Annotated in this window: 17 protein-coding genes; 14 read left to right on the plus strand and 3 right to left on the minus strand. The window is 61.1% G+C overall.

The annotated features are described in order from the left end of the window. Positions 1-9: 9 nt before the first annotated feature. Together VVD49_RS04250 and VVD49_RS04255 are read right to left on the minus strand one after the other, a co-directional pair. Positions 10-561 carry a hypothetical protein gene (locus VVD49_RS04250; protein ID WP_327597885.1) on the minus strand — a complete coding sequence of 184 codons (552 nt, stop codon included), beginning with the start codon at positions 559-561 and terminating at the stop codon, positions 10-12. Between the two features lie 456 nt (positions 562-1,017). Continuing rightward, complete coding sequence (locus tag VVD49_RS04255; RefSeq protein ID WP_327597886.1) at positions 1,018-2,991, minus strand: ABC transporter substrate-binding protein; 1,974 nt, start codon at positions 2,989-2,991, stop codon at positions 1,018-1,020. Between the two features lie 513 nt (positions 2,992-3,504). Here VVD49_RS04255 and VVD49_RS04260 point away from each other — a divergent pair. The 4 genes from VVD49_RS04260 to VVD49_RS04275 all read left to right on the plus strand — a co-directional run bounded on the left by VVD49_RS04260 (position 3,505) and on the right by VVD49_RS04275 (position 9,419). Next, a complete protein-coding gene (locus VVD49_RS04260) occupies positions 3,505-4,983 on the plus strand; it encodes a glycoside hydrolase family 88/105 protein (protein WP_327597887.1) in 1,479 nt (492 codons plus the stop codon). A gap of 389 nt (positions 4,984-5,372) precedes the next feature. Continuing rightward, positions 5,373-6,776 (plus strand): glycoside hydrolase family 88/105 protein, encoded by a 1,404-nt coding sequence (locus tag VVD49_RS04265; RefSeq protein WP_327597888.1) that lies wholly within the window; start codon positions 5,373-5,375, stop codon positions 6,774-6,776. Positions 6,777-7,222: 446 nt separating this feature from the next. Next, entirely contained in the window at positions 7,223-8,662 is a 1,440-nt protein-coding gene (locus VVD49_RS04270; RefSeq protein WP_327597889.1) for a glycoside hydrolase family 88/105 protein, read from the plus strand. 376 nt (positions 8,663-9,038) lie between these two features. Further along, the gene (locus tag VVD49_RS04275) at positions 9,039-9,419 is read left to right on the plus strand and encodes a group II truncated hemoglobin (protein ID WP_327597890.1); all 381 of its coding nucleotides are present in this window, start codon (positions 9,039-9,041) and stop codon (positions 9,417-9,419) included. Here the strand turns inward: VVD49_RS04275 and VVD49_RS04280 are convergent. Next, the gene (locus VVD49_RS04280; protein WP_327597891.1) at positions 9,401-9,589 is read right to left on the minus strand and encodes a hypothetical protein; all 189 of its coding nucleotides are present in this window, start codon (positions 9,587-9,589) and stop codon (positions 9,401-9,403) included. The two genes, VVD49_RS04275 and VVD49_RS04280, sit on opposite strands and share 19 nt — an antisense overlap. Here VVD49_RS04280 and VVD49_RS04285 point away from each other — a divergent pair. The 10 genes from VVD49_RS04285 to VVD49_RS04330 all read left to right on the plus strand — a co-directional run bounded on the left by VVD49_RS04285 (position 9,570) and on the right by VVD49_RS04330 (position 19,122). Then, positions 9,570-10,583: a sulfate ABC transporter substrate-binding protein gene (locus VVD49_RS04285; RefSeq protein ID WP_327597892.1), complete on the plus strand. Its 1,014-nt coding sequence runs from the start codon at positions 9,570-9,572 to the stop codon at positions 10,581-10,583. The genes VVD49_RS04280 and VVD49_RS04285 overlap by 20 nt on opposite strands. A gap of 259 nt (positions 10,584-10,842) precedes the next feature. After that, the gene (locus VVD49_RS04290; RefSeq protein WP_327597893.1) at positions 10,843-12,489 is read left to right on the plus strand and encodes a methyl-accepting chemotaxis protein; all 1,647 of its coding nucleotides are present in this window, start codon (positions 10,843-10,845) and stop codon (positions 12,487-12,489) included. Between the two features lie 8 nt (positions 12,490-12,497). Beyond that, positions 12,498-13,019 (plus strand): chemotaxis protein CheW, encoded by a 522-nt coding sequence (locus VVD49_RS04295; RefSeq protein WP_327597894.1) that lies wholly within the window; start codon positions 12,498-12,500, stop codon positions 13,017-13,019. A 225-nt stretch (positions 13,020-13,244) separates the two neighbouring features. Further along, a complete protein-coding gene (gene ssuE / locus VVD49_RS04300; protein WP_327597895.1) occupies positions 13,245-13,820 on the plus strand; it encodes an NADPH-dependent FMN reductase in 576 nt (191 codons plus the stop codon). 65 nt (positions 13,821-13,885) lie between these two features. Then, entirely contained in the window at positions 13,886-14,863 is a 978-nt protein-coding gene (locus VVD49_RS04305) for a sulfonate ABC transporter substrate-binding protein (protein WP_327597896.1), read from the plus strand. Between the two features lie 82 nt (positions 14,864-14,945). Beyond that, entirely contained in the window at positions 14,946-15,932 is a 987-nt protein-coding gene (locus tag VVD49_RS04310) for a sulfonate ABC transporter substrate-binding protein (protein WP_327597897.1), read from the plus strand. 36 nt (positions 15,933-15,968) lie between these two features. Beyond that, positions 15,969-17,156 (plus strand): FMNH2-dependent alkanesulfonate monooxygenase, encoded by a 1,188-nt coding sequence (ssuD, locus tag VVD49_RS04315; RefSeq protein ID WP_327597898.1) that lies wholly within the window; start codon positions 15,969-15,971, stop codon positions 17,154-17,156. A gap of 2 nt (positions 17,157-17,158) precedes the next feature. Continuing rightward, positions 17,159-17,947: an aliphatic sulfonate ABC transporter permease SsuC gene (gene ssuC / locus VVD49_RS04320; RefSeq protein ID WP_327597899.1), complete on the plus strand. Its 789-nt coding sequence runs from the start codon at positions 17,159-17,161 to the stop codon at positions 17,945-17,947. A gap of 76 nt (positions 17,948-18,023) precedes the next feature. Beyond that, complete coding sequence (locus tag VVD49_RS04325; RefSeq protein WP_327597900.1) at positions 18,024-18,863, plus strand: ATP-binding cassette domain-containing protein; 840 nt, start codon at positions 18,024-18,026, stop codon at positions 18,861-18,863. A gap of 43 nt (positions 18,864-18,906) precedes the next feature. Beyond that, positions 18,907-19,122, plus strand: coding sequence for a TOBE domain-containing protein (locus tag VVD49_RS04330; protein ID WP_327597901.1), 216 nt, complete (start codon positions 18,907-18,909; stop codon positions 19,120-19,122). Positions 19,123-19,125 lie beyond the last annotated feature (3 nt).

Here is a 19,125-nt window from a genome sequence, read left to right on the forward strand (position 1 = left end):
CTGGAAGAATCAACGCGTTGCCACATTGCCGCCCGCCTTCCTGCCCGCGTCACTGGCGGCGGGCCCCGATCCGGCACTCTCAAGCGTGGCGATGCGGACGCGCGTAGTCACGGTCATGCTGGCACCGGCAGCGAGATCGCCGAGTTTCCAGCGCAGGGCCCGGTATTCGGAAAGCGGAACGATCTGGGTCTGACGTTGCCCGTCCTGCCCGATCACGATGCGCTTCAGCGGCATGGCCTCGAAGCGGTTGCCATCTGAGCTGGCCAAGGGATTGCGCGGCGAGGCGGAATCAGCGAGATACGCCGTGTTGCCGGCAGGAATAGGCAGCGTCGCTTCGACATTGCGCGCCAGCGTCTTGCCGTTATTTTTGTACACGGCGCGGTACTCCAGCGTGTCTCCCGGCAGAACAGCTTCGGCTGGCGTGAGGACTTCTCTGCCTCCTCCAGCCGCGACACTTACCTTGAAAGCATCAAGCTGCACGCTGATGCCACCTTGCTGGGCAGATACGTATGCCCATGGCAACAGCAGGGCCCCCGCCAGAATCCAGGCTATTTTATTCACCACTTGCCTCCTGATCAGCAAATGCAAAGGGCATTCACCAGATGTTCTTGCAGACAGGCACCGGATATGGTGAGGACGCCCGAACCGGGCAGAACCGCATATCGCACCCCAAGCATGCCAAAGGTATATATCCATTGTGCATCTTGAGAATAGAATGCCGTTCGTCAGATAACAACTTTCCTTGTGTTGTGTTTTTCAGTCAGAAAGTCAGGCATGTTCGTTGCTAAATACTGGGTTCGCTGACGGCGCCGCAAAACAGCATGTCATATCGTTCAATAGCGCGGCGTTTACCCTGCATATATCAAGATGACATTTCCTCACGCGAAAATATTTCGCGCCATCAGTCGGGGGAGTCTGGCCCGCTGGGTGTAGGGGTCGATCGCAGGACCGGTTTGTGTTTCACCAAAGAAAACGGGGCAGCCCTGGCTGCCCCGTTTTACTGCAATGCTTCCCTGATTACTTGAAGTAGTACTGTTGCACGAGCGTCGGGCCCGGCGAAGGGTAAGTCCATCCCCACACCATCTTCTCGTACACGTTCATGAGCTTGGCATTGTGGATGCCGGTCTGTGTGGGTGGCTTCACCGTACCGAGGACTTCGAGCTCATCGGCAGAGATGGCGAGGATCTGCTTGAACAGCGCATCGGCCTCCTTGTCGTTCTTCGCGTTCTTCCAGTCGTCATACAGCGCCAGTCGCTTCTTCATGCTGGCAGGAGGCTCCTCACCGGCCTTGCCACCCGTCTCGTACCACTTCACCCATAGCAGGCTCTGACGCGACTCTTGCGGGTGCACCGCGACGTAGCCACGTGGGTTCTGCGTCGGGTCGAAGCCGCCAGCCAGACTGTCCACACTCAGGTCGTAGTCATTGCCGTTGGCGCGATCGTAGTAGAGCGTGCGTTCGGAAGCCTGGATCTGCAGGTCCAGACCGATCTTCTGGTATTGCTTGCGCAGCAGTTCCAGCATGTCGACCTGGTAGCTGGTCGCCAGACTGACGATGACGCCCATCGAGATGCGACCGCCATTCTTGTACTGACGATAGCCCTCGGCGTCACGCGTGGTCAGGCCCATCTTGTCGAGCAGCTCGTTGGCCGCCTTGGGGTCGTGCTGGATGTACTGCTTGGCCAGCTTCTCGTTGTAGAACTTGTTTTCGGGCGCCGGTCCAATCTGCCAGGGCTCGCCCTTGCCAAGGAAGATGATGTCGTTGATTTCCTTGCGGTCCATGCCGAGCGACAGCGCAACGCGGAAATCCTTGGTGCGGAACAGTTCGCGCAGCTTGGCGTTCTTGGTGCTCTGGTTGATGAACACGGCGATCGCAGTGGCATTGATGTCCGGCAGATACATCACCTTGTAACCGCCCTTGCCCGCTCCGTCAGCCAGCACGGGGCGATTCTGGATGTTCGAGATATGACGGATCTGCATGTCCAGCTGGCCGTTGAGTGCTGCCAGCACGATGGTCTCGATTTCCGAAATGATGGCGAACTGGATCTTGTCGATGTAAGGCAGCTGGTTGCCTGCCGTGTCGACCTGCCAGAAGTAGGGATTGCGAGTCATCGTGACGCGGCTGGCGCTGCCGGTATAGGGCTCCGTGATCACCCACGGATCCATCACCGGCTTCTCCGGATTGCTCCAGCGACTGGCCACTTCGATATCACCGCACTTCAGGCGCATCAATGCGCCCCAGTCGGCCTGACGCGTCGCCTTCAGCTCGTCGTCGATCTTCGGGTTGTACTTGGGATGGAACTTGCCGCAGTAGTGCTTGGGATACATCACCGGATGCTGACCCAGCGGTGTCGCCAGTTCTTCGATGAAGGTGCGATAAGGACCGCTGAATTTGATCTTGAAATGCGTGTCGTCGATCTTCTCGAACTCCATCAGCTTGCCATCGCTCGTATAGCGTCCGGGCGGCGCCGAGAAGAACTGTTTGTTGCCGAGCAGATCATTGATGGAGAAGCCGACGTCATCGGCACTGAAAGGCGCCCCGTCGGACCAGCGCAGGCCCTTGCGCAATGTGAAGGAGTATTCCTTGGCGTCCGGGCTGAGCGTCCAGCTCTCGGCAAGATTGGGGATGACGGCCGAGAACTCCTTGTTCCAGCGCACCAGGCCTTGCGGGCTGATCATGCGCAGGATTGCGTTGCCATCACCGTTACCGCGCAGCGCGGAGCGCAGCACGCCACCATATTTGCCGATGCTCTCCGGCTTGATGACTTCGGGCTTCTCGGGCAGGCGCTTGTCGACAGCCGGCAGCTTGCCTTCCTTCACTTGTTGCGCAAGTGCGGGGGCTTCGCGAAAGACGGCCATCGCTGCGCTGGAAGCCAGTGCGGTCGATGCCATACAGGCCAACAACAGGACACCGCGAATTCCCCCCACGGACGGCCTGCGTAGCAGCTTGCCGTCTGTCGGCCCGGCCATGGGGCCGCTCTCCTCAAAACGCATGTCGATCTCCTCGTATCTCTCTTGGTTGTAAGGCAACAATTTGGCCGCACAGGTTAATTAGGGTTAGTTGTCCGGTCAATTGCGACTTTGCCTGACATATATGGCGACAAGCAAGACACGGGAAGAATCATTTGTGCTGCACTGCGAAATGTGCAGCACGTCACGAAGTGCGCGCGAAGTATGGATCTGGCATCAGTTCAAGGGGGATGAACGGCCTATTCTCCGACGTGCGGCATTGTCTGCTCTGGTTGCGACAGCTAGCCTGAGTCAGGATCACAAAACATAACTGGCACTCACGAAGTGCCATGTCATTCGGTCCAGAGCAATGTCCGGGCTCTCGGAGGGGGAAATCTTTTAGTGAGATGTGCGGCCAGGTCGGGCCAGCGTTTAAGCATGTGCATCGCCAGCGTTTCCTGCGCAAAGCAGACAAATGCCGGGGTCACCGTGACGTACTGACGACCTTGCCGTTTTGTTGTTGTGAACCTGGAAGCAATAACTAGAAAGGTACAAACCATGAACATGTGCATCCCTGCACTGAAAAAGCTATTGCCGACGCTCGTCGGCTTGAGCCTCGCTGTCGCCGCATCGGCCGTCAGCGCGCACGACGATGGCCGCCACGGGTTTGGTCACAAACCGGTAAAAGTGGGTGTCAGCGTTGCCGACTACATCATGACCACCTGGCCTAACGTTGACGACACAACCCTCGGCGTCAATAGCTTCAGCCTCAACTACGCAACCGTGCCTGCAACGGCTGCACCAAAGTTCTTCGAATACACCAATGGCGTGCCGATGTGGGGCATCTGGAAGATCTATCGCCAGACCGGCGACAAGAAGTACTTCGACTACGTCAAGAAGTGGATGGATGCGTTGATCGATGCCAATGGCAACATCAACTACACCTCCAACGGCTCGCCGACCGCACTGCGCGATCCGACGATCCAGGACACGATGCAACCGGCAATGATCCTGCTGAGCCTGTACCAGGAAACCAAGGATCAGCGTTACCTGACCGCGGCATCCAAGGTCCGCGCGTCGATGAACGCGATCAAGAAGAACCCGCAAGGCGCTTTCTGGCACAAGCCGACCTACCCGAACCAGCAATGGCTTGACGGTATCTACATGTCGGAGCCCTTCCTCGCGAAGTACGGCAAGCTCTACGCCGATGCAGCCATCCCCGGCGATTCGGTCACGGCTTTCAATACCGTCACCACGCAGATCAAGCTGGCTGACCAGTTCACCTTCAACCCGACCAAGAACCTCTACTACCACGCCTGGAACGGCCAGGTAGATGGTGTCTGGGCCGGCCTGAAGACGCCACCGGCAATCGGCCAGGTTACGACTTCGGTGCTGTGGAGCCGCTCGATCGCCTGGTATTACCTCGGCGTGATCGACGTACTCGACTCGCTGCCGCAGAAGCATCCTGATCGCAAGCAACTCGAGCGCATCGTGAAGAACATCTCGCAAGCGCTGGCCAAGTACCAGGATCGCAAGACGGGTCTGTGGAACCAGGTCATCGACGTGACCAACGACAAGCTGCCAGCCAACGGCGGCTACGCGAACGAGTCGATCGCAGCCCTGCCGAACTGGAACGAAACCTCGGCCAGCGCCCTGTTCGTCTATGGTCTGTCCAAGTCGGTACGCAAAGGCTACATCTCGCCGCTCTATGAAATCACGGCGCATCTGGGCTGGAAGGGCGTAAAGACGCAAGTCGAGATCGCCGGCTCTTCGGTCAAGGTGCATGGCACCGTGGTCGGCATGAGCGTGGGCGGCACGTACAACTCGTACGTGAATGCCGACTTCCGTTCAGATCTGTCGACGGGTGCTTTGCCTGCACCAGCAGGTTGCACGCAAGTCGCTTACGTGTCGCCACCGGCAAACTGCAAGTACCTCTATGTGCGCGACAACGTACCGCAAGGTCTGGGTGCCGTGCTGCTGGCAGCCAGCGAAATGGAAGACGAACCAGGTCTGCACTTCGGTCGCGACAAGCACTAAGCAACTCGCAGTCTGGAAAAGCCCACGGCGTGCCGTGGGCTTTTTTCATTTCCAGGCCGCCACACAGCATGGCGTCATTACGGAAACACCTGCCCTGGCGGGCAAGCGGAGATATCTGTGTCATAAATGCCAACTTCCGGGCATCCCGGACGTGCGGCGTTGACAGCGGGTCAACCCGGACGATAGTGTCCGTTTCAGCAACACAATTTTGCAATTGAACAGATATAGCCACGTCGAGTGGCTTTTTTGATGTCTGCTTGCGCGGGATTGTTTGCAGGGAGAGTGGACGACGAACGTTGATCAGCATGGGTGCGCAAGCGCCAGGGAGGCTGATCGGCCGCAACCGTTGCTGCACTAGAAACGCAATACCTGATCAGAAAGGTAAGACCATGAAGATGTGCCTTCCAGCGCTGAAGAAATGCTTGCCAGCATTCATTGGCCTGAGCTTGCTTGCAACCGCCGCTGTCAGCCACGCGGCCCCCAAAGTCGGCGTCAGCGTCGCCAACTACATGATCACGACCTGGCCGAATCTTGACGATACGACCTGCGGCGTCAATTGCTTCAACCTGACCTATTCCACCGTGCCGGCAACGGGCGTGCCGAAGTACTGGGAGTACACCAACGGCGTGCCACTGATGGGCCTGTGGAAGATCTACGAAAAGACCGGCAATGTGGCGTACTACAACTACGTCAAGAAATTCGTCGATTCGAAGATCGACGCCAACGGCAACATCGACTACACCTTCGGCGGCACCGCCGTGCGCGACCCGCACATCCAGGACACGATGCAGCCCGGCATGCTGCTGCCAGCCCTGTACAAGAAGACCAAGGACGCGCGTTACCTGAAGGCCATGGTGAACCTGCGCGCAGTGTTCAACACAATGTCCGTCAATCCTGAAGGCGCCTGGTGGCACAAGCCGACCTACCCGAACCAGCAATGGCTGGATTCGACCTATATGTCCCTGCCGTTCCTGTCCATGTACGCCAAGGACTACGCAGAGAAGCAACTCAAGGGTGACGCAGCCGTCTCGTTCAACCTGATCACCCAACAGCTCAAGCTGATGAGCGACAACACGTTGAACCCGGTCAAGGGCCTGTACTACCACGCCTGGAACGACTCGGCTGACGGCGTCTGGCAAGGCCTGAAGACACCTCCAGCCATCGGCGCGATCACTTCGCCGGTGCTGTGGAGCCGTTCGATCGCCTGGCTGTACGTCGGCGTCATCGACGTGCTGGAAAACCTGCCTGACAGCCACCCTGATCGCGACAAGCTGCGCAAGATCGTCAAGAACATCTCCGTTGCACTGGAGAAGTATCAGGATCCAAAGACCGGCCTGTGGAATCAGGTCATCGACGTGACCAACGACAAGCTGCCGGCCAATGGCGGTTATGCGAACGAGTCGATCGCAGCCCTGCCGAACTGGAACGAAACCTCGGCCAGCGCGCTGTTCGTTTATGGTCTGTCGAAGGCTGAACGTGCCGACATCCTGGCACCGCACTACCGCGACATCGCCCTCAAGGGCTGGGAAGGCGTGAAGAAGCAGGTCGAGATCGCCGGCGCATCGGTCAAGGTGCATGGCACGGTGGTCGGCATGAGCGTGGGCGGCACCTACAACTCCTACGTCAATGCTGACTTCCGCACCGACCTGACGACGGGCCCGTTGCCCGCACCGGCTGGTTGCACGCAGGTTGCCTACGTGACGCCGCCAGCAAACTGCAAGTACCTCTATGTGCGCGACAACGTGCCACAAGGTATCGGCGCCGTGCTGCTGGCAGCGAGCGAAATGGAGTAAGAAAGCCCGTGCCGGATTTCATCCGGCGTGCAGGCAGAAACCCACGGCTTGCCGTGGGTTTTTTTATTGCCTTGCACACGGCAGGAGTCCTCTGCCACAAACCACGAAATTGTGTCGTTGTCATGAAAATGAGCGCGCAACGACGGGCAATTTCCGTAAATGTCGATTTTGCAAACTTGCCTGACACGCGGCATTGACAGTTTGCTGAACGGAACGCTAGTGTCCGGACAGCAACACAATTTTGCAATTGGCCGCATCTCAGCACTTTGTGGGCTCTGCTGACGGGATTTGCCGGAATTGGTTGTGGAGAGTGAGCGGTTTGGCGTGACAGCGTTTCCGTGCGTGAGGGTGTTGCCCGCATCAGCAGCGATATGCCGGAAATGACTGCTTGCCCGAGCTGCAGCCGTGTTTGGGAAACCAGAAATAATCACTAGAAAGGTAAGACCATGAAGATGTGCCTTCCCGTCCTGAAGAAATGCCTGCCGGTATTTCTCGGTGCGAGCCTGCTCGCCGCGACACCCGTCGTCCACGCAGATGACGATGACGCCGTGAAAGTGGGCAAGAAAGTCGCCGATTACATGATGGCAACCTGGCCCAAGCTGGACGACCCGACCTGCACCACCAATTGCTTCAGCCTCAACTACGCCACGGTCCCCCCTGGCCCATCCCTCAAGTACTGGGAGTACACCAACGGCGTGCCGATGTATGGCATCTGGAAGATGTACGAAGAGACGGGCGACATCCGCTATTACAACTACGTGAAGAGCTGGATCGACGGCCTTGTCGATGCAGACGGCAAGATCAGCTACACCTTTGGCGGCACGGCGACCCGCGATCCACGCATCCAGGACACGATGCAGCCTGCCACCTTGCTGTTCGGGCTGTACAAGAAGACTGGCGACGCGCGCTACCTGAAGGCCATGCAGAACATGCGTGCCGTCTTCAACACCATGCAGGTCAATCCACAAGGCGCCTGGTGGCACAAGCCGACCTATCCGAACCAGCAATGGCTCGATTCGACCTACATGTCCCTGCCTTTCCTGGCGCAGTACGGCGCGCTCTACGCCAACCAGACCTCGCCGGGTGATTCGACCGTAGCACTGAACATGGTGACCCAGCAGATCAAGCTGATGAGCCAGTTCACCCTGAACCCGACCAAGAGCCTGTACTACCACGCCTGGAATGGCCAGGCCGACGGCGTCTGGGGCGGTCTGAAGACGCCACCTGCAGTGGGTGACATCAGCTCGCCGGTGCTGTGGAGCCGTTCGATCGCCTGGTACTACATTGGCGTGATCGACGTCCTCGACAGCCTGCCGAAGAACCATGCCGATCGCGCAGCGCTGATCCAGATCGTGAAGAACATCTCCAGCGGTCTGAAGAAATATCAGGACAAGAAGACCGGCCTCTGGAACCAGGTCATCGACGTCACCAACGACAAGCTGCCAGCCAACGGTGGCTACCGTACCGAGCAGGTTGCCGCGTTGCCGAACTGGAACGAAACCTCGGCGAGCGCACTGTTCGTCTATGGTCTGTCCAAGGCAGCACGCAAGGGCTACGTCAATGACGACTACCGTGACATTGCGAAAAAAGGCTGGAAGGGCGTCAAGACCAAGATCCTGATCTCCGGCAACGCCGTCACCATCAAGGGGACGGTCGTGGGCATGAGCGTGGGCGGCACTTACAACTCCTACGTCAATGCCGACTTCCGCACCGATCTGACGACCGGTCCGGTGCCTGCCCCGGCCGCAACCTGCAACCCGCCTGCCGTGCCGCTCTACACGTCCGCGCCGACGGAATGCAAGTTCATCTACGTCCGCGACAACGTGCCACAAGGCTTCGGCGCAGTGCTGATCGCCGCCGCCGAGATGGCGCAATCCGACGACTGAGCGTTCGACGCTCCCCGGGGCCTGCCCCGGAAGGCACAAGACCCACGCCTCGGCGTGGGTCTTTTTTTGGGAATTACATACCTGAACCCCTGGAACCGCCGGGCCCCACGTCATTTCCGCCCTGCGCCAAGCCCAGGACAGGCCGGCCTGCGGCCGAGCGGAAATCCGGTGGCTTTGGAACGCGCCTGGACGAAGCTGGATTCACGTTGTCCCGGGAATGACGGTCGTTTGGGCACGACCAGGGCCTCGGCATCAGGCCAGGGGATTCGAGTATGCAATCCCCTTTTTCTTGCCCTTCCGCGCAAGGTAGACTGGGCAGCTGGAGCCGCCGCCTCTTCCACATTCTTCTCGCGGCGGCTCTCCTCCGAGGCAACTGATGACATCCCGAACGGCTTACGAATCGCTTGGTGGCGCGCCCACCGTCCATGCCCTGGTCGAGCGCTTCTACGACATCATGGATCTGGACGAACACGCCGCAGGCATCCGCGCCCTGCACCCGCAGTCACTGGAAGGCAGCCGTCAGAAACTGTTCGAGTATTTCTCGTTCTGGCTGGGTGGCCCGCAGACCTATGTCGAAAAAAACGGCCATCCACGCATGCGCTCACGCCATATGCCTTTCACCATCGGCGAGGCCGAGCGCGACCAGTGGCTGCATTGCATGCGGCAGGCCTTCGAAGAGGTGCTGCCTGCCGGCGAAACGCGTGACAAGTTCTGGGAGGCCATCGTCGGCCTCGCCGATCACATGCGCAACCAGTAAATACGGTCACCTGCCGGAGCACGCAGGCGGCGTTTTGCGGCATAAGCATCAGCAGAAACTCTGCATAAGCAATGCAGTTTTTCTTCGTTCCTTTCATAAGGAGCGATCAATACAGTGCGTCCATCGACAACAAAACGCAGGGGCGCACAGATGTACTTCTCTTCTTTCAAACCGGCTCGCCGTGCCATTCTCGCGCTGACGCTGGCCGTCGCTGCGGGTGCCGCCTGGGCTGACACGACGCTGCTCAACGTCTCCTACGATCCGACCCGCGAGCTGTACGAGAACTTCAACGAATCCTTCGCCAAGTACTGGAAGGCAAAGAGCGGCGAAGTGGTCAAGGTCAAGCAATCGCACGGTGGTTCCGGCGGTCAGGCACGTGCCGTGATCGACGGTCTGGATGCCGACGTGGTGACGCTGGCGCTCGGCTACGACATCGAGGCGATCGCCGCCAAGGGCATCATCGCCCCGGACTGGCAGAAGCGCCTCGCGCACAATTCCGCGCCTTACACCTCGACCATCGTTTTCCTGGTACGCAAAGGCAACCCGAAGAAGATCAGGGACTGGACCGATCTGGCACGCGGCGGCGTCGAAGTGATCACGCCGAATCCGAAGACCTCCGGCGGCGCACGCTGGAACTATCTTGCAGCCTGGGGCTACGCCCTCAAGAAGCAAGGCGGCAATGACGCCAGCGCCAAGGCCTTCGTCAAGGCCATCTTCGGCAACGTCAAGGTGCTTGACTCCGGCGCACGCGGTGCCACGACGACCTTCACCGAAAAGGGCATCGGCGACGTGCTGATCGCCTGGGAAAACGAAGCCTACCTGTCGCTCAAGGAGCTGCCAGGCCAGTTCGAAATCGTGACGCCTTCGCTGTCCATCCTCGCCGAGCCACCGGTTGCCGTGGTGGACAAGGTGGTGGACAAGAAGGGTTCGCGCAAGGTGGCAGAGGCCTACCTGCAATACCTCTACTCACCTGAAGGCCAGGACATCGCCGGCAAGAACTACTATCGCCCGATCGATGCGAAGGTTGCTGCAAAGTATGCCAAGCAGTTTGCCCCGGTATCGCTGTTCAAGCTGGAAGAGCTGTTCGGCAACTGGCAGACCGCGCAGAAGACGCACTTTGCCGACGGTGGTCAGTTCGACCAGATCTACACGCCAGGCCGTTAATCAGGTCCAGCGCAAATACAGAGGGCTGCCCGCGGGCAGCCCTTTTTCATTGGTGCCGCGTCCGGGCGGCATGCTCGATTACCGCGTGATCGCACCGCCCTGAGTAGTTCCGCCTGCATCTTCTGAGTAGATTTACTCATCAAGGCCGCCCCCCGCTCTGTCGATAATCGCTTCATACCGCAGCAATCCTGCTATCCCGGTATGACAGCCAGATCATCTTGCGCTGTCATGCCCCCGACTTCCTCCCTGGAGCTGACTGATGAACTGGTTCATGAAACTCAAGCTGGCCAACAAGTTGCTGGTCACCTATCTGGTCTGTGTGCTGTTTACCGTAGGCATCGGCCTGTTCGGTCTGAACCGCATCACCGTCGTCGGTGGCCTGCTGCACGATATGTACGAGGGCAATCTCGTGGCCCTGCAGCAACTCGCCGAAGCCAACGGCAGGCTGGCCGTCAATTCGCGCGCCTTTGTCCGTGCCGGCGGCCAGAACCTCAAGGACGCGGAAGCCACGCTGGGCCGCGCCAAGGCGGCCTGGGAGGCCATGCAGAAACCGCTCACGGCCTATCGCGCGACCAAGCTCAGCGACGAAGAAGTCGCCCAGCTCAAGATCCTGGATGGCTTGATGCCCGAATACCAGCGCATGTCCGCAACGTTGGCGACGGAGATCCTCGCCGGCCATAGCGCCAACGCCTCGCAGCTCCTCAACGGCGATTTCCGTCTGCTCACGAACAAGATCGAAGCTGTCTTCGACGTGCTGTTCAAGGAGCAATCCCGCCAGGGGCAGGAAGCCGATGAAGGCGCCGCCCGGCAAGTCGAGAACATGCGCAACGTCATGATCGGTGTGCTGCTCGGAGCTGCCGTCGTGGCCATTGCGCTGGGCCTGTGGGTCACACGCATCATCACGCGCCAGCTGGGAGGTGAGCCCGACTACGCAACCGACATCGTGCGCAAAGTCGCCGCCGGCGATTTCACGGTGGACGTTGCCACGCGTCAGGGCGATGACAGCAGCCTGCTGGCCAGTACCCGCGACATGGTGGCCAAGCTGACCCACATCATCAGCGAGGTGCGCTCCTCCGCGGACACCCTGGCCTCGGCCTCCGAGGAAGTATCTGCCTCGGCAACCACGCTCAGCCAGAACACCACCGAGCAGGCAGCCAGTGTCGAACAGACCAGCGCCTCGGTCGAAGAGCTGTCCTCGACCGTAGCCCAGAATGCCGAAAATGCCGGCGTCACCGACGGCATCGCCACACGCTCGGCGCAGGAAGCGCGCGAAGGTGGCGAAGCCGTGCGTGAAACCGTTTCGGCCATGCGCAAGATCGCCGAGAAGATCAGCATCATCGACGACATCGCTTACCAGACCAATCTGCTGGCCCTCAACGCCGCCATTGAAGCGGCGCGTGCCGGCGAACATGGCAAGGGCTTTGCTGTCGTCGCCGCCGAAGTGCGCAAGCTGGCCGAACGCAGCCAGGTCGCCGCACAGGAAATCAGCACCTTGTCATCCGACAGCGTCGGTCAGGCTGAAAGCGCGGGCAGATTGCTGACCGCCATGCAGCCCTCGATCAGCAAGACCGCCGATCTGGTGCAGGAGATCTCGGCCGCCTCGCGCGAACAGACCACCGGCCTCGAGCAGATCAACTCCGCCGTCAATCAACTCACACAGACCACGCAGGCCAATGCCTCCGCCTCGGAAGAACTCTCCGCTACCGCAGAGGAAATGAGTGCACAGGCACAGCAACTGCAAGAGTTGATGAGCTACTTCAGGACCGGCGTGCAGCAGGCAACGCCCGCCACGCAAGGCGTCGCACGCAAGCGTCCGCAATCCAGCGCGAACGCCACGGCGCTGCGCCAGGGCAAACCGCTCAAACAGACCGAGATCGACAACCTCGACAGCTTCACGAACTTCTGAGGTCGAGCATGAACACACCTACCCTTACCTCCGGCCAGTACCTGACCTTCGGCCTCGGCACCGATACCTTCGCGGTCGAGATCGCACCGATCCGCGAGATCATCGAGTACCCCGGGCTGACCAGCATCCCGATGACGCCGAGCTTCATCCGCGGCGTCATCAACCTGCGCGGCGCCGTGGTGCCCGTCATTGACCTGTCGGTACGCTTCGGCCGCGCCGTGACCGGGATTGACCGCCGCACCTGCATCGTCATTATCGAGATCGCCAGCGAGGGCGAGATGCAATCACTCGGCATCCTCGTCGATCGCGTCAATGAAGTGCTGGATGTGTCAGCCGATCAGATCGAGCCACGCCCCGGCTTCGGCCTCGGGGTGCACGCCGATTTCGTGAAGGGCATGATCCGTCACGGCGACCATTTCGTTGTCATCCTCGACACCGACAGGACCCTGTCGGCGACCGAGATGGCCGGGCTCGTTGGCCTGCCGGACGTCGGGCAGGATGCACAGGCCGTGCTTGCGCTGCCGGCCTGATCGTTGCAGCGTGGCACAACGCCACCCAAGCGCCGTCATGAAGCCCCGCTCGCGGGGCTTTTTCTTTGTCTGCCGCTCCTCCCGCCACATATGCAATCCACGCAAAGCGCGATAAGCAATACAGAACTAATTGGTTAGCTCCGGCTGTTGCAATCCGTACAGTTCCGTTCACTCAGACGCCCGGCCAGCCCGGCCCCCCAAGCGCCTGCAGCGAAAGGAACGAAGATGTCGATTCTCACCATTGCCTCCAGCCCCTCTGCCAGCTCGCGCTCGGCGCGCCTGCTGGGCCGTGCACGTGAGTCCCTGGCGGCGCATGGCATCGTCGGCGGACACCTCGACCTGCGCGACCTGTCGGCCGAAGCGCTGGTGCGTGCCAATGTGAATGAGCCCTCGATCGCAGCTGCCGTAAAGGCCGTTGCCGAAGCAGATGCCATCATCATCGCCACCCCGGTTTACAAGGCAGCCTACAGTGGCCTGCTGAAGATCTTCCTCGATCTGCTGCCGCAGGATGCACTCAGCGGCAAGCTGGTCCTGCCGATCGCCTCGGGCGGCAGCCTCGCACATGCCCTGGCGATCGACTACGCCCTGCGTCCCGTCCTCAGCTCGCTCAATGCGCACAACGTGCTGCCGGGCATCTTCGCGGTGGACAAGGAAATCGAAGTCCAGGGTGACGGCAGCCTGTTGCTGTCCCCCGCCCTGTTGTCGCGCCTCACCCTGCGCCTGGCCGACTTGCGGGCGCAGTTGCCGCATGCCGCCGAGCTGCAGCAGTTTGCACGTCTGCCGCAAGCACAGGCGGCCTGATTCATCGCCCTCATCACACCATCACCCATCCAGAAACCTCGCACTTCGCATAAGGAGAATTGACCATGTCCGCCATCAAATGGACCCGTCGCCAGCTCATCGGCGCCACAGCCGTACTGTTCGCCAGCGCATCGCTGCCAGCCTTCGCCGACTACAACCCGAAGCTGCTGCGCATCGGCTATCAGAAATCCGCCGCCACGCTGGTCTTGCTCAAGGGCAACGGCACGCTGGAAAAGAAGCTCGCGCCGCAAGGCATCGAAGTGAAGTGGGTGGAGTTCCCCGCTGGCCCGCAGCTGCTGGAAGGCCTCAACGTCGGCTCCATCGACTTCGGCTATGTCGGTGAAACGCCGCCCATCGTGGCGCAAGCTGCAGGTGCCAACTTCGTCTACGTCGGTTACGAGAAGCCAGCTCCGCAAGCCGAAGCCATCCTCGTGCCGAAGGATTCGCCTATCAAGACCGTGGCCGATCTGAAGGGCAAGAAAGTGGCTTTGAACAAGGGCTCGAACGTGCATTACCTGCTGGTCAAGGCACTCGAGAAAGCCGGCCTGAAGTACGCCGACGTCACCGTTAACTTCCTTACGCCGGCCGATGCACGTGCCGCTTTCGAGCGTGCTGCCATTGATGCCTGGGTCATCTGGGATCCCTTCACCGCTGCCGCTGAAAAGCAGACCGGCGCCCGCGTACTGACCAATGCCGTCGGCGTCGCCAACAACCACCAGTTCTTCCTCGCCGAGCGCGAGTTCGCCACCAAGCGTCCTGACCTGACCAAGCTGCTGTTCGACGAAGTCAGCACGCAAGGCGCATGGGTCGAGAAGAACATCAAGGCCGCTGCCGCGCAGCTGTCGCCGATTCAGGGCCTGCCCGCCGAAGTCATCGAGCTGAGCCTGTCGCGTTACCCGCAAGGCGTGCATCCGCTCGAAGACTCGGTGCTCGACGCACAGCAGAAGATCGCCGATACCTTCGCCGAGCTGAAGCTGATCCCGGCACCGATCCGCGTCAAGGACGCCACGCTTGGCGCCAAGCGCCTCGCCGCCAATCCCTGAGAGTTGTTGCGCAGTTCTCGAACGTTCGTCATCCCGGCGGAAGCCGGAATGACGATGGCTGAGTGAGAAAGGAGTGAATGTCATGAGCATCATCCGTCGTATCCAGAACCTCGCTGTGTTGCTCACGGGCCTGCTCCTCTCCGCGCAATCAATGGCACAGGGCGCCCCGGCCGAGCTGCGGGTGGGCTACCAGAAGGGCACGATCAACCTGACCGTGCTCAAGGAGCGTGGCCTGCTCGAGCAACGCTTCAAGGGCGCAGCTGCGAGCGCAGCAACCCGGGTCACCTGGGTTGAGTTCGCCGCCGGGCCGCAACTGCTCGAAGCGCTCGCCGTCGGCAGCATCGACTTCGGCGCAACGGGCGACAGCCCGCCGGTGTTCGCACAAGCCGCTGGCAAGAACCTCGTATATGTCGGCTATGAAGTACCCAAGCCCGACACCTCTGCCGTACTGGTGCCGGCTGACTCGCCGATCAAGTCGCTCGAGGACCTGAAGGGCAAGAAGATCGCCATGCAGAAGGGCTCCAGCGCGCACTTCCTGACAGTGCAGGCACTCAAGCGCGCCAAGCTGGCGTGGAGCGACATCCAGCCGATCTACCTCGCGCCGGCCGATGCCCGTGCTGCGTTCGAGCGCGGCAGTGTCGATGCCTGGAGCATCTGGGATCCGTATTACGCAGCAGTTGAGGAAAGCGGCAAGGTGCGCGTGCTCGCCACCAGCCGTGGCCTCTCCAACAACAACACTTTCTATCTCGCTTCATCGGCTTTCGCCGCACGCCACGGCAGCACGCTGATCGACGTTTTCGAAGAGCTGACGCAAGCCGAGAAGTACGTCCAGAACAACCGGGTCGAGGCCGTGCAACTGCTCACCAAGGCCTTCGGCCTGGAGCAGAAGGTCATCGAGCGCGTGCTGGCCCGCCGCCCTCTCGGCGCGGTGAAGCCCATCAATGCCGATGTGCTGCTCGACCAGCAACAGGTGGCGGATGCCTTCTTCCAGCTCGGGCTGATCCCCGCAGCCGTGAAGGTGGCCGACATCGTGTGGAAACCGACGGCCAATGATCTGGCGCGCCGCTGAGCTGCGCCGCCACGAAGACAACAAGGACACAGCATCATGAAAGTACTCTGGTTCCTCCCCACCCACGGCGACAGCCGCTACCTCGGCACCAGCGATGGCGCACGCGAGGTCAGCTACGACTACCTGCGCCAGATCGCACAGGCCGCTGACAACCTTGGCTACTACGGCGTGCTCACGCCCGTCGGCCGCTCCTGCGAAGACCCGTGGGTCGTCACGTCCAGCCTGATCGGTGCGACCAAGAACCTGCGCTTCCTCGTCGCCCTGCGTCCGGGCCTCATCCAGCCGAGTCTCGGCGCACGTACCGCAGCGACTTTCGATCGCCTTTCCGGCGGCCGTCTGCTGATCAATCTCGTCACCGGTGGCGACCCCAACGAGCTGGCGGGCGACGGTGTCTTCACCTCGCATGCCGAGCGCTACGAAGCGTCCGAGGAGTTCATCCGCATCTGGCGCGAGATCAATACCCGCAGCCACGCCGGCGAGCCGCTCGACTTCGAGGGCAAGCATCTGTCGGTGAAGGGCGCCAAGCTGCTCTACCCGCCTATCCAGAACCCCTATCCACCGGTGTGGTTCGGAGGTTCCTCGGATGCCGCGCACGATCTGGCCGCCGAGCATGCCGATACCTACCTGACCTGGGGTGAGCCGCCTGCAGAGGTCGCGAAGAAGGTCGCCGATGTGAAGGCGCGCGCCGCCAAGCGTGGCCGCAAGATCACGGCCGGGGTGCGCCTGCACGTCATCGTGCGCGACACGGAAGAGAAGGCCTGGGCTGCGGCAGAAGAACTGATCAGCCGCCTCGACGACGAGACAGTGGGCCGTGCGCAATCGGCATTCGCCAAGATGGATTCGGAAGGCCAGCGCCGCATGGCCGCGCTGCACGCCGGTGGCGTAAAGCGCTCGCGCGCCGATCTGGAGATCAGCCCCAACCTGTGGGCCGGTGTCGGCCTCGTGCGCGGTGGTGCCGGTACGGCGCTCGTCGGTAGCCCCGAGCAGGTCGCGGCCAAGCTGAAGGAATACGCCGACGTCGGCGCCGACACCTTCATCCTGTCCGGCTACCCGCATCTGGAAGAGGCCTACCGTTTCGCCGAGCTGGTGTTCCCGCTACTGCCACTCGAACACGGCGCCAATGACAAGCTGCCGGGCCAGAAGCTGACCGGCCCGTTCGGCGAAGTCATTGGTAACCACTTCGTGCCCAAGCATTCCGAGCCGAAGCAGGCCGCCGCGAGCTGATCATGAGTGCAACCGTGCAGAAACAATCGACACTTGCTCGCCGCGTGCTGCCCTGGGTGCTGCCCGTCTTGCTGCTCGTGGTGTGGGAGCTGTCGGCACGTGTTGGCTGGCTGTCCAGCCGCGTGCTGCCGGAGCCGGGTGCCATCTTCAAGTCGGGCTGGCTCCTGCTCAAGTCGGGCGAGCTGCATCACCACGTGCTGGTGAGCACTCAGCGCGCCCTCACCGGCCTCGCCATCGGTGGCGGTGCCGGGCTTTTGCTGGGGCTCATCACCGGCACCTTCAAGCGCGCCGAGACGGCACTCGACACGACGCTGCAGATGGTGCGCAACATCCCGCCGCTGGCGCTGATCCCGCTCGTCATCCTGTGGTTCGGTATCGACGAGAGCGCGAAGATCTTCATCGTCTCCATCGGTGTTTTCTTCCCGCTGTATCTCAATACCTATCACGGCATCCGCTCGGTGGACCCGGCGCTGATCGAGATGGCCCGCAGTTACGGCGTGACCGGCTGGCGCCTGTATCGCGATGTCATCTTCCCCGGCGCGCTCGCCTCCATCCTCGTCGGCCTGCGCTTCGCACTGGGCCTGATGTGGGTGCTGCTGATCGTCTCGGAGACCATCTCCGCGACCGAGGGCATCGGCTACATGACCATGAATGCGCGTGAGTTCCTGCGCACCGACATCGTGCTCGTCGGCATCCTGCTGTACGCCTTGCTCGGCAAGCTGGCAGATGTCATTGCGCGCGGTCTTGAACGCTTCTGGCTGCGCTGGAACCCCAACTATGCAAGTGCGTAAGCGCCTGCCGAGCCGCCGTACCCCATTGCGTCATTCCCGCGAGAGCGGGAATGACGGGTAAGAAAGAGTCTTGACCATGCAGATAAATCCAGAAGAAAACAGCGCAGTGGCCAGCAGTGCCTTCGGCATCGCGCTTTCAGTACGCGGCGTACACAAGCGCTACGGCGAACGCGAGGTGCTCAAGGGCATCAATCTCGACATCAAGCCGGGCGAGTTCGTCGCCATCGTCGGTCGCAGCGGCTGCGGCAAGAGCACGCTGCTGCGCCTGATCGCAGGTCTCGAATCCGGCCAGGAAGGACAGCTCCTCTACGACGGCAGTGCCACGGACAACCGCGATGCCACGCGCATCATGTTCCAGGACTCGCGCCTGCTGCCGTGGAAGCGCGTCGGTGACAATGTCGCGCTGGGCCTGCCGCCGCATGAGTACATCAATGCCGAGTACGTGCTCGGCCAGGTCGGGCTGCGTGACCGCCGCAACGAATGGCCTGCACGCCTCTCCGGCGGCCAGCGCCAGCGCGTCGCACTGGCTCGCGCCCTGGTGCACAAGCCACGCCTGCTGCTGCTCGATGAGCCGCTCGGCGCGCTCGACGCGCTGACGCGTATCGAGATGCACACCCTGATCGAATCGCTGTGGCGCGAGAGCGGCTTCACGGCGCTGCTGGTCACGCACGATGTCAGCGAAGCCATCGTGCTTGCCGACCGCGTGGTGCTGATCGACGAAGGCCGCATCACGCTGGACGAGCGCATCGACCTGCCACGCCCGCGCAATCGCGGCAGCGCGGCTTTCGCGGCGCTCGAAGAACGCGTGCTGCGTCGAGTGCTGCAACAAGCCCCTAACGAAACCAACCCCGAGACCGAACAGACCGGCGATGTGTCCCTGCATCGCACGGTGGACCAGGTCCGCTGGGCCGTTTGATTTTTTTACTCACCTCCCCCGAACCACAAAAGGAAACCAAGTCATGAGCATCCAGGCCATCAACGTACGTAACCAGTTCCGCGGCACCATCAAGGAAATCATCCGTGGCGACGTCGTCAGCGAGATCGATGTGCAGACCCCGTCCGGCATCGTCACCTCCGTCATCACCACGCGCTCGGTAGACAACCTCGGCCTCAAGGTCGGCACCGAAGTCGTCGCGCTGGTGAAGTCCACCGAAGTGTCGATTGCAACTATCTGAACG

This window comes from Uliginosibacterium silvisoli (assembly GCF_036017035.1).
GTDB classification, from domain to species: Bacteria; Pseudomonadota; Gammaproteobacteria; order Burkholderiales; family Rhodocyclaceae; genus Viridibacterium; species Viridibacterium silvisoli.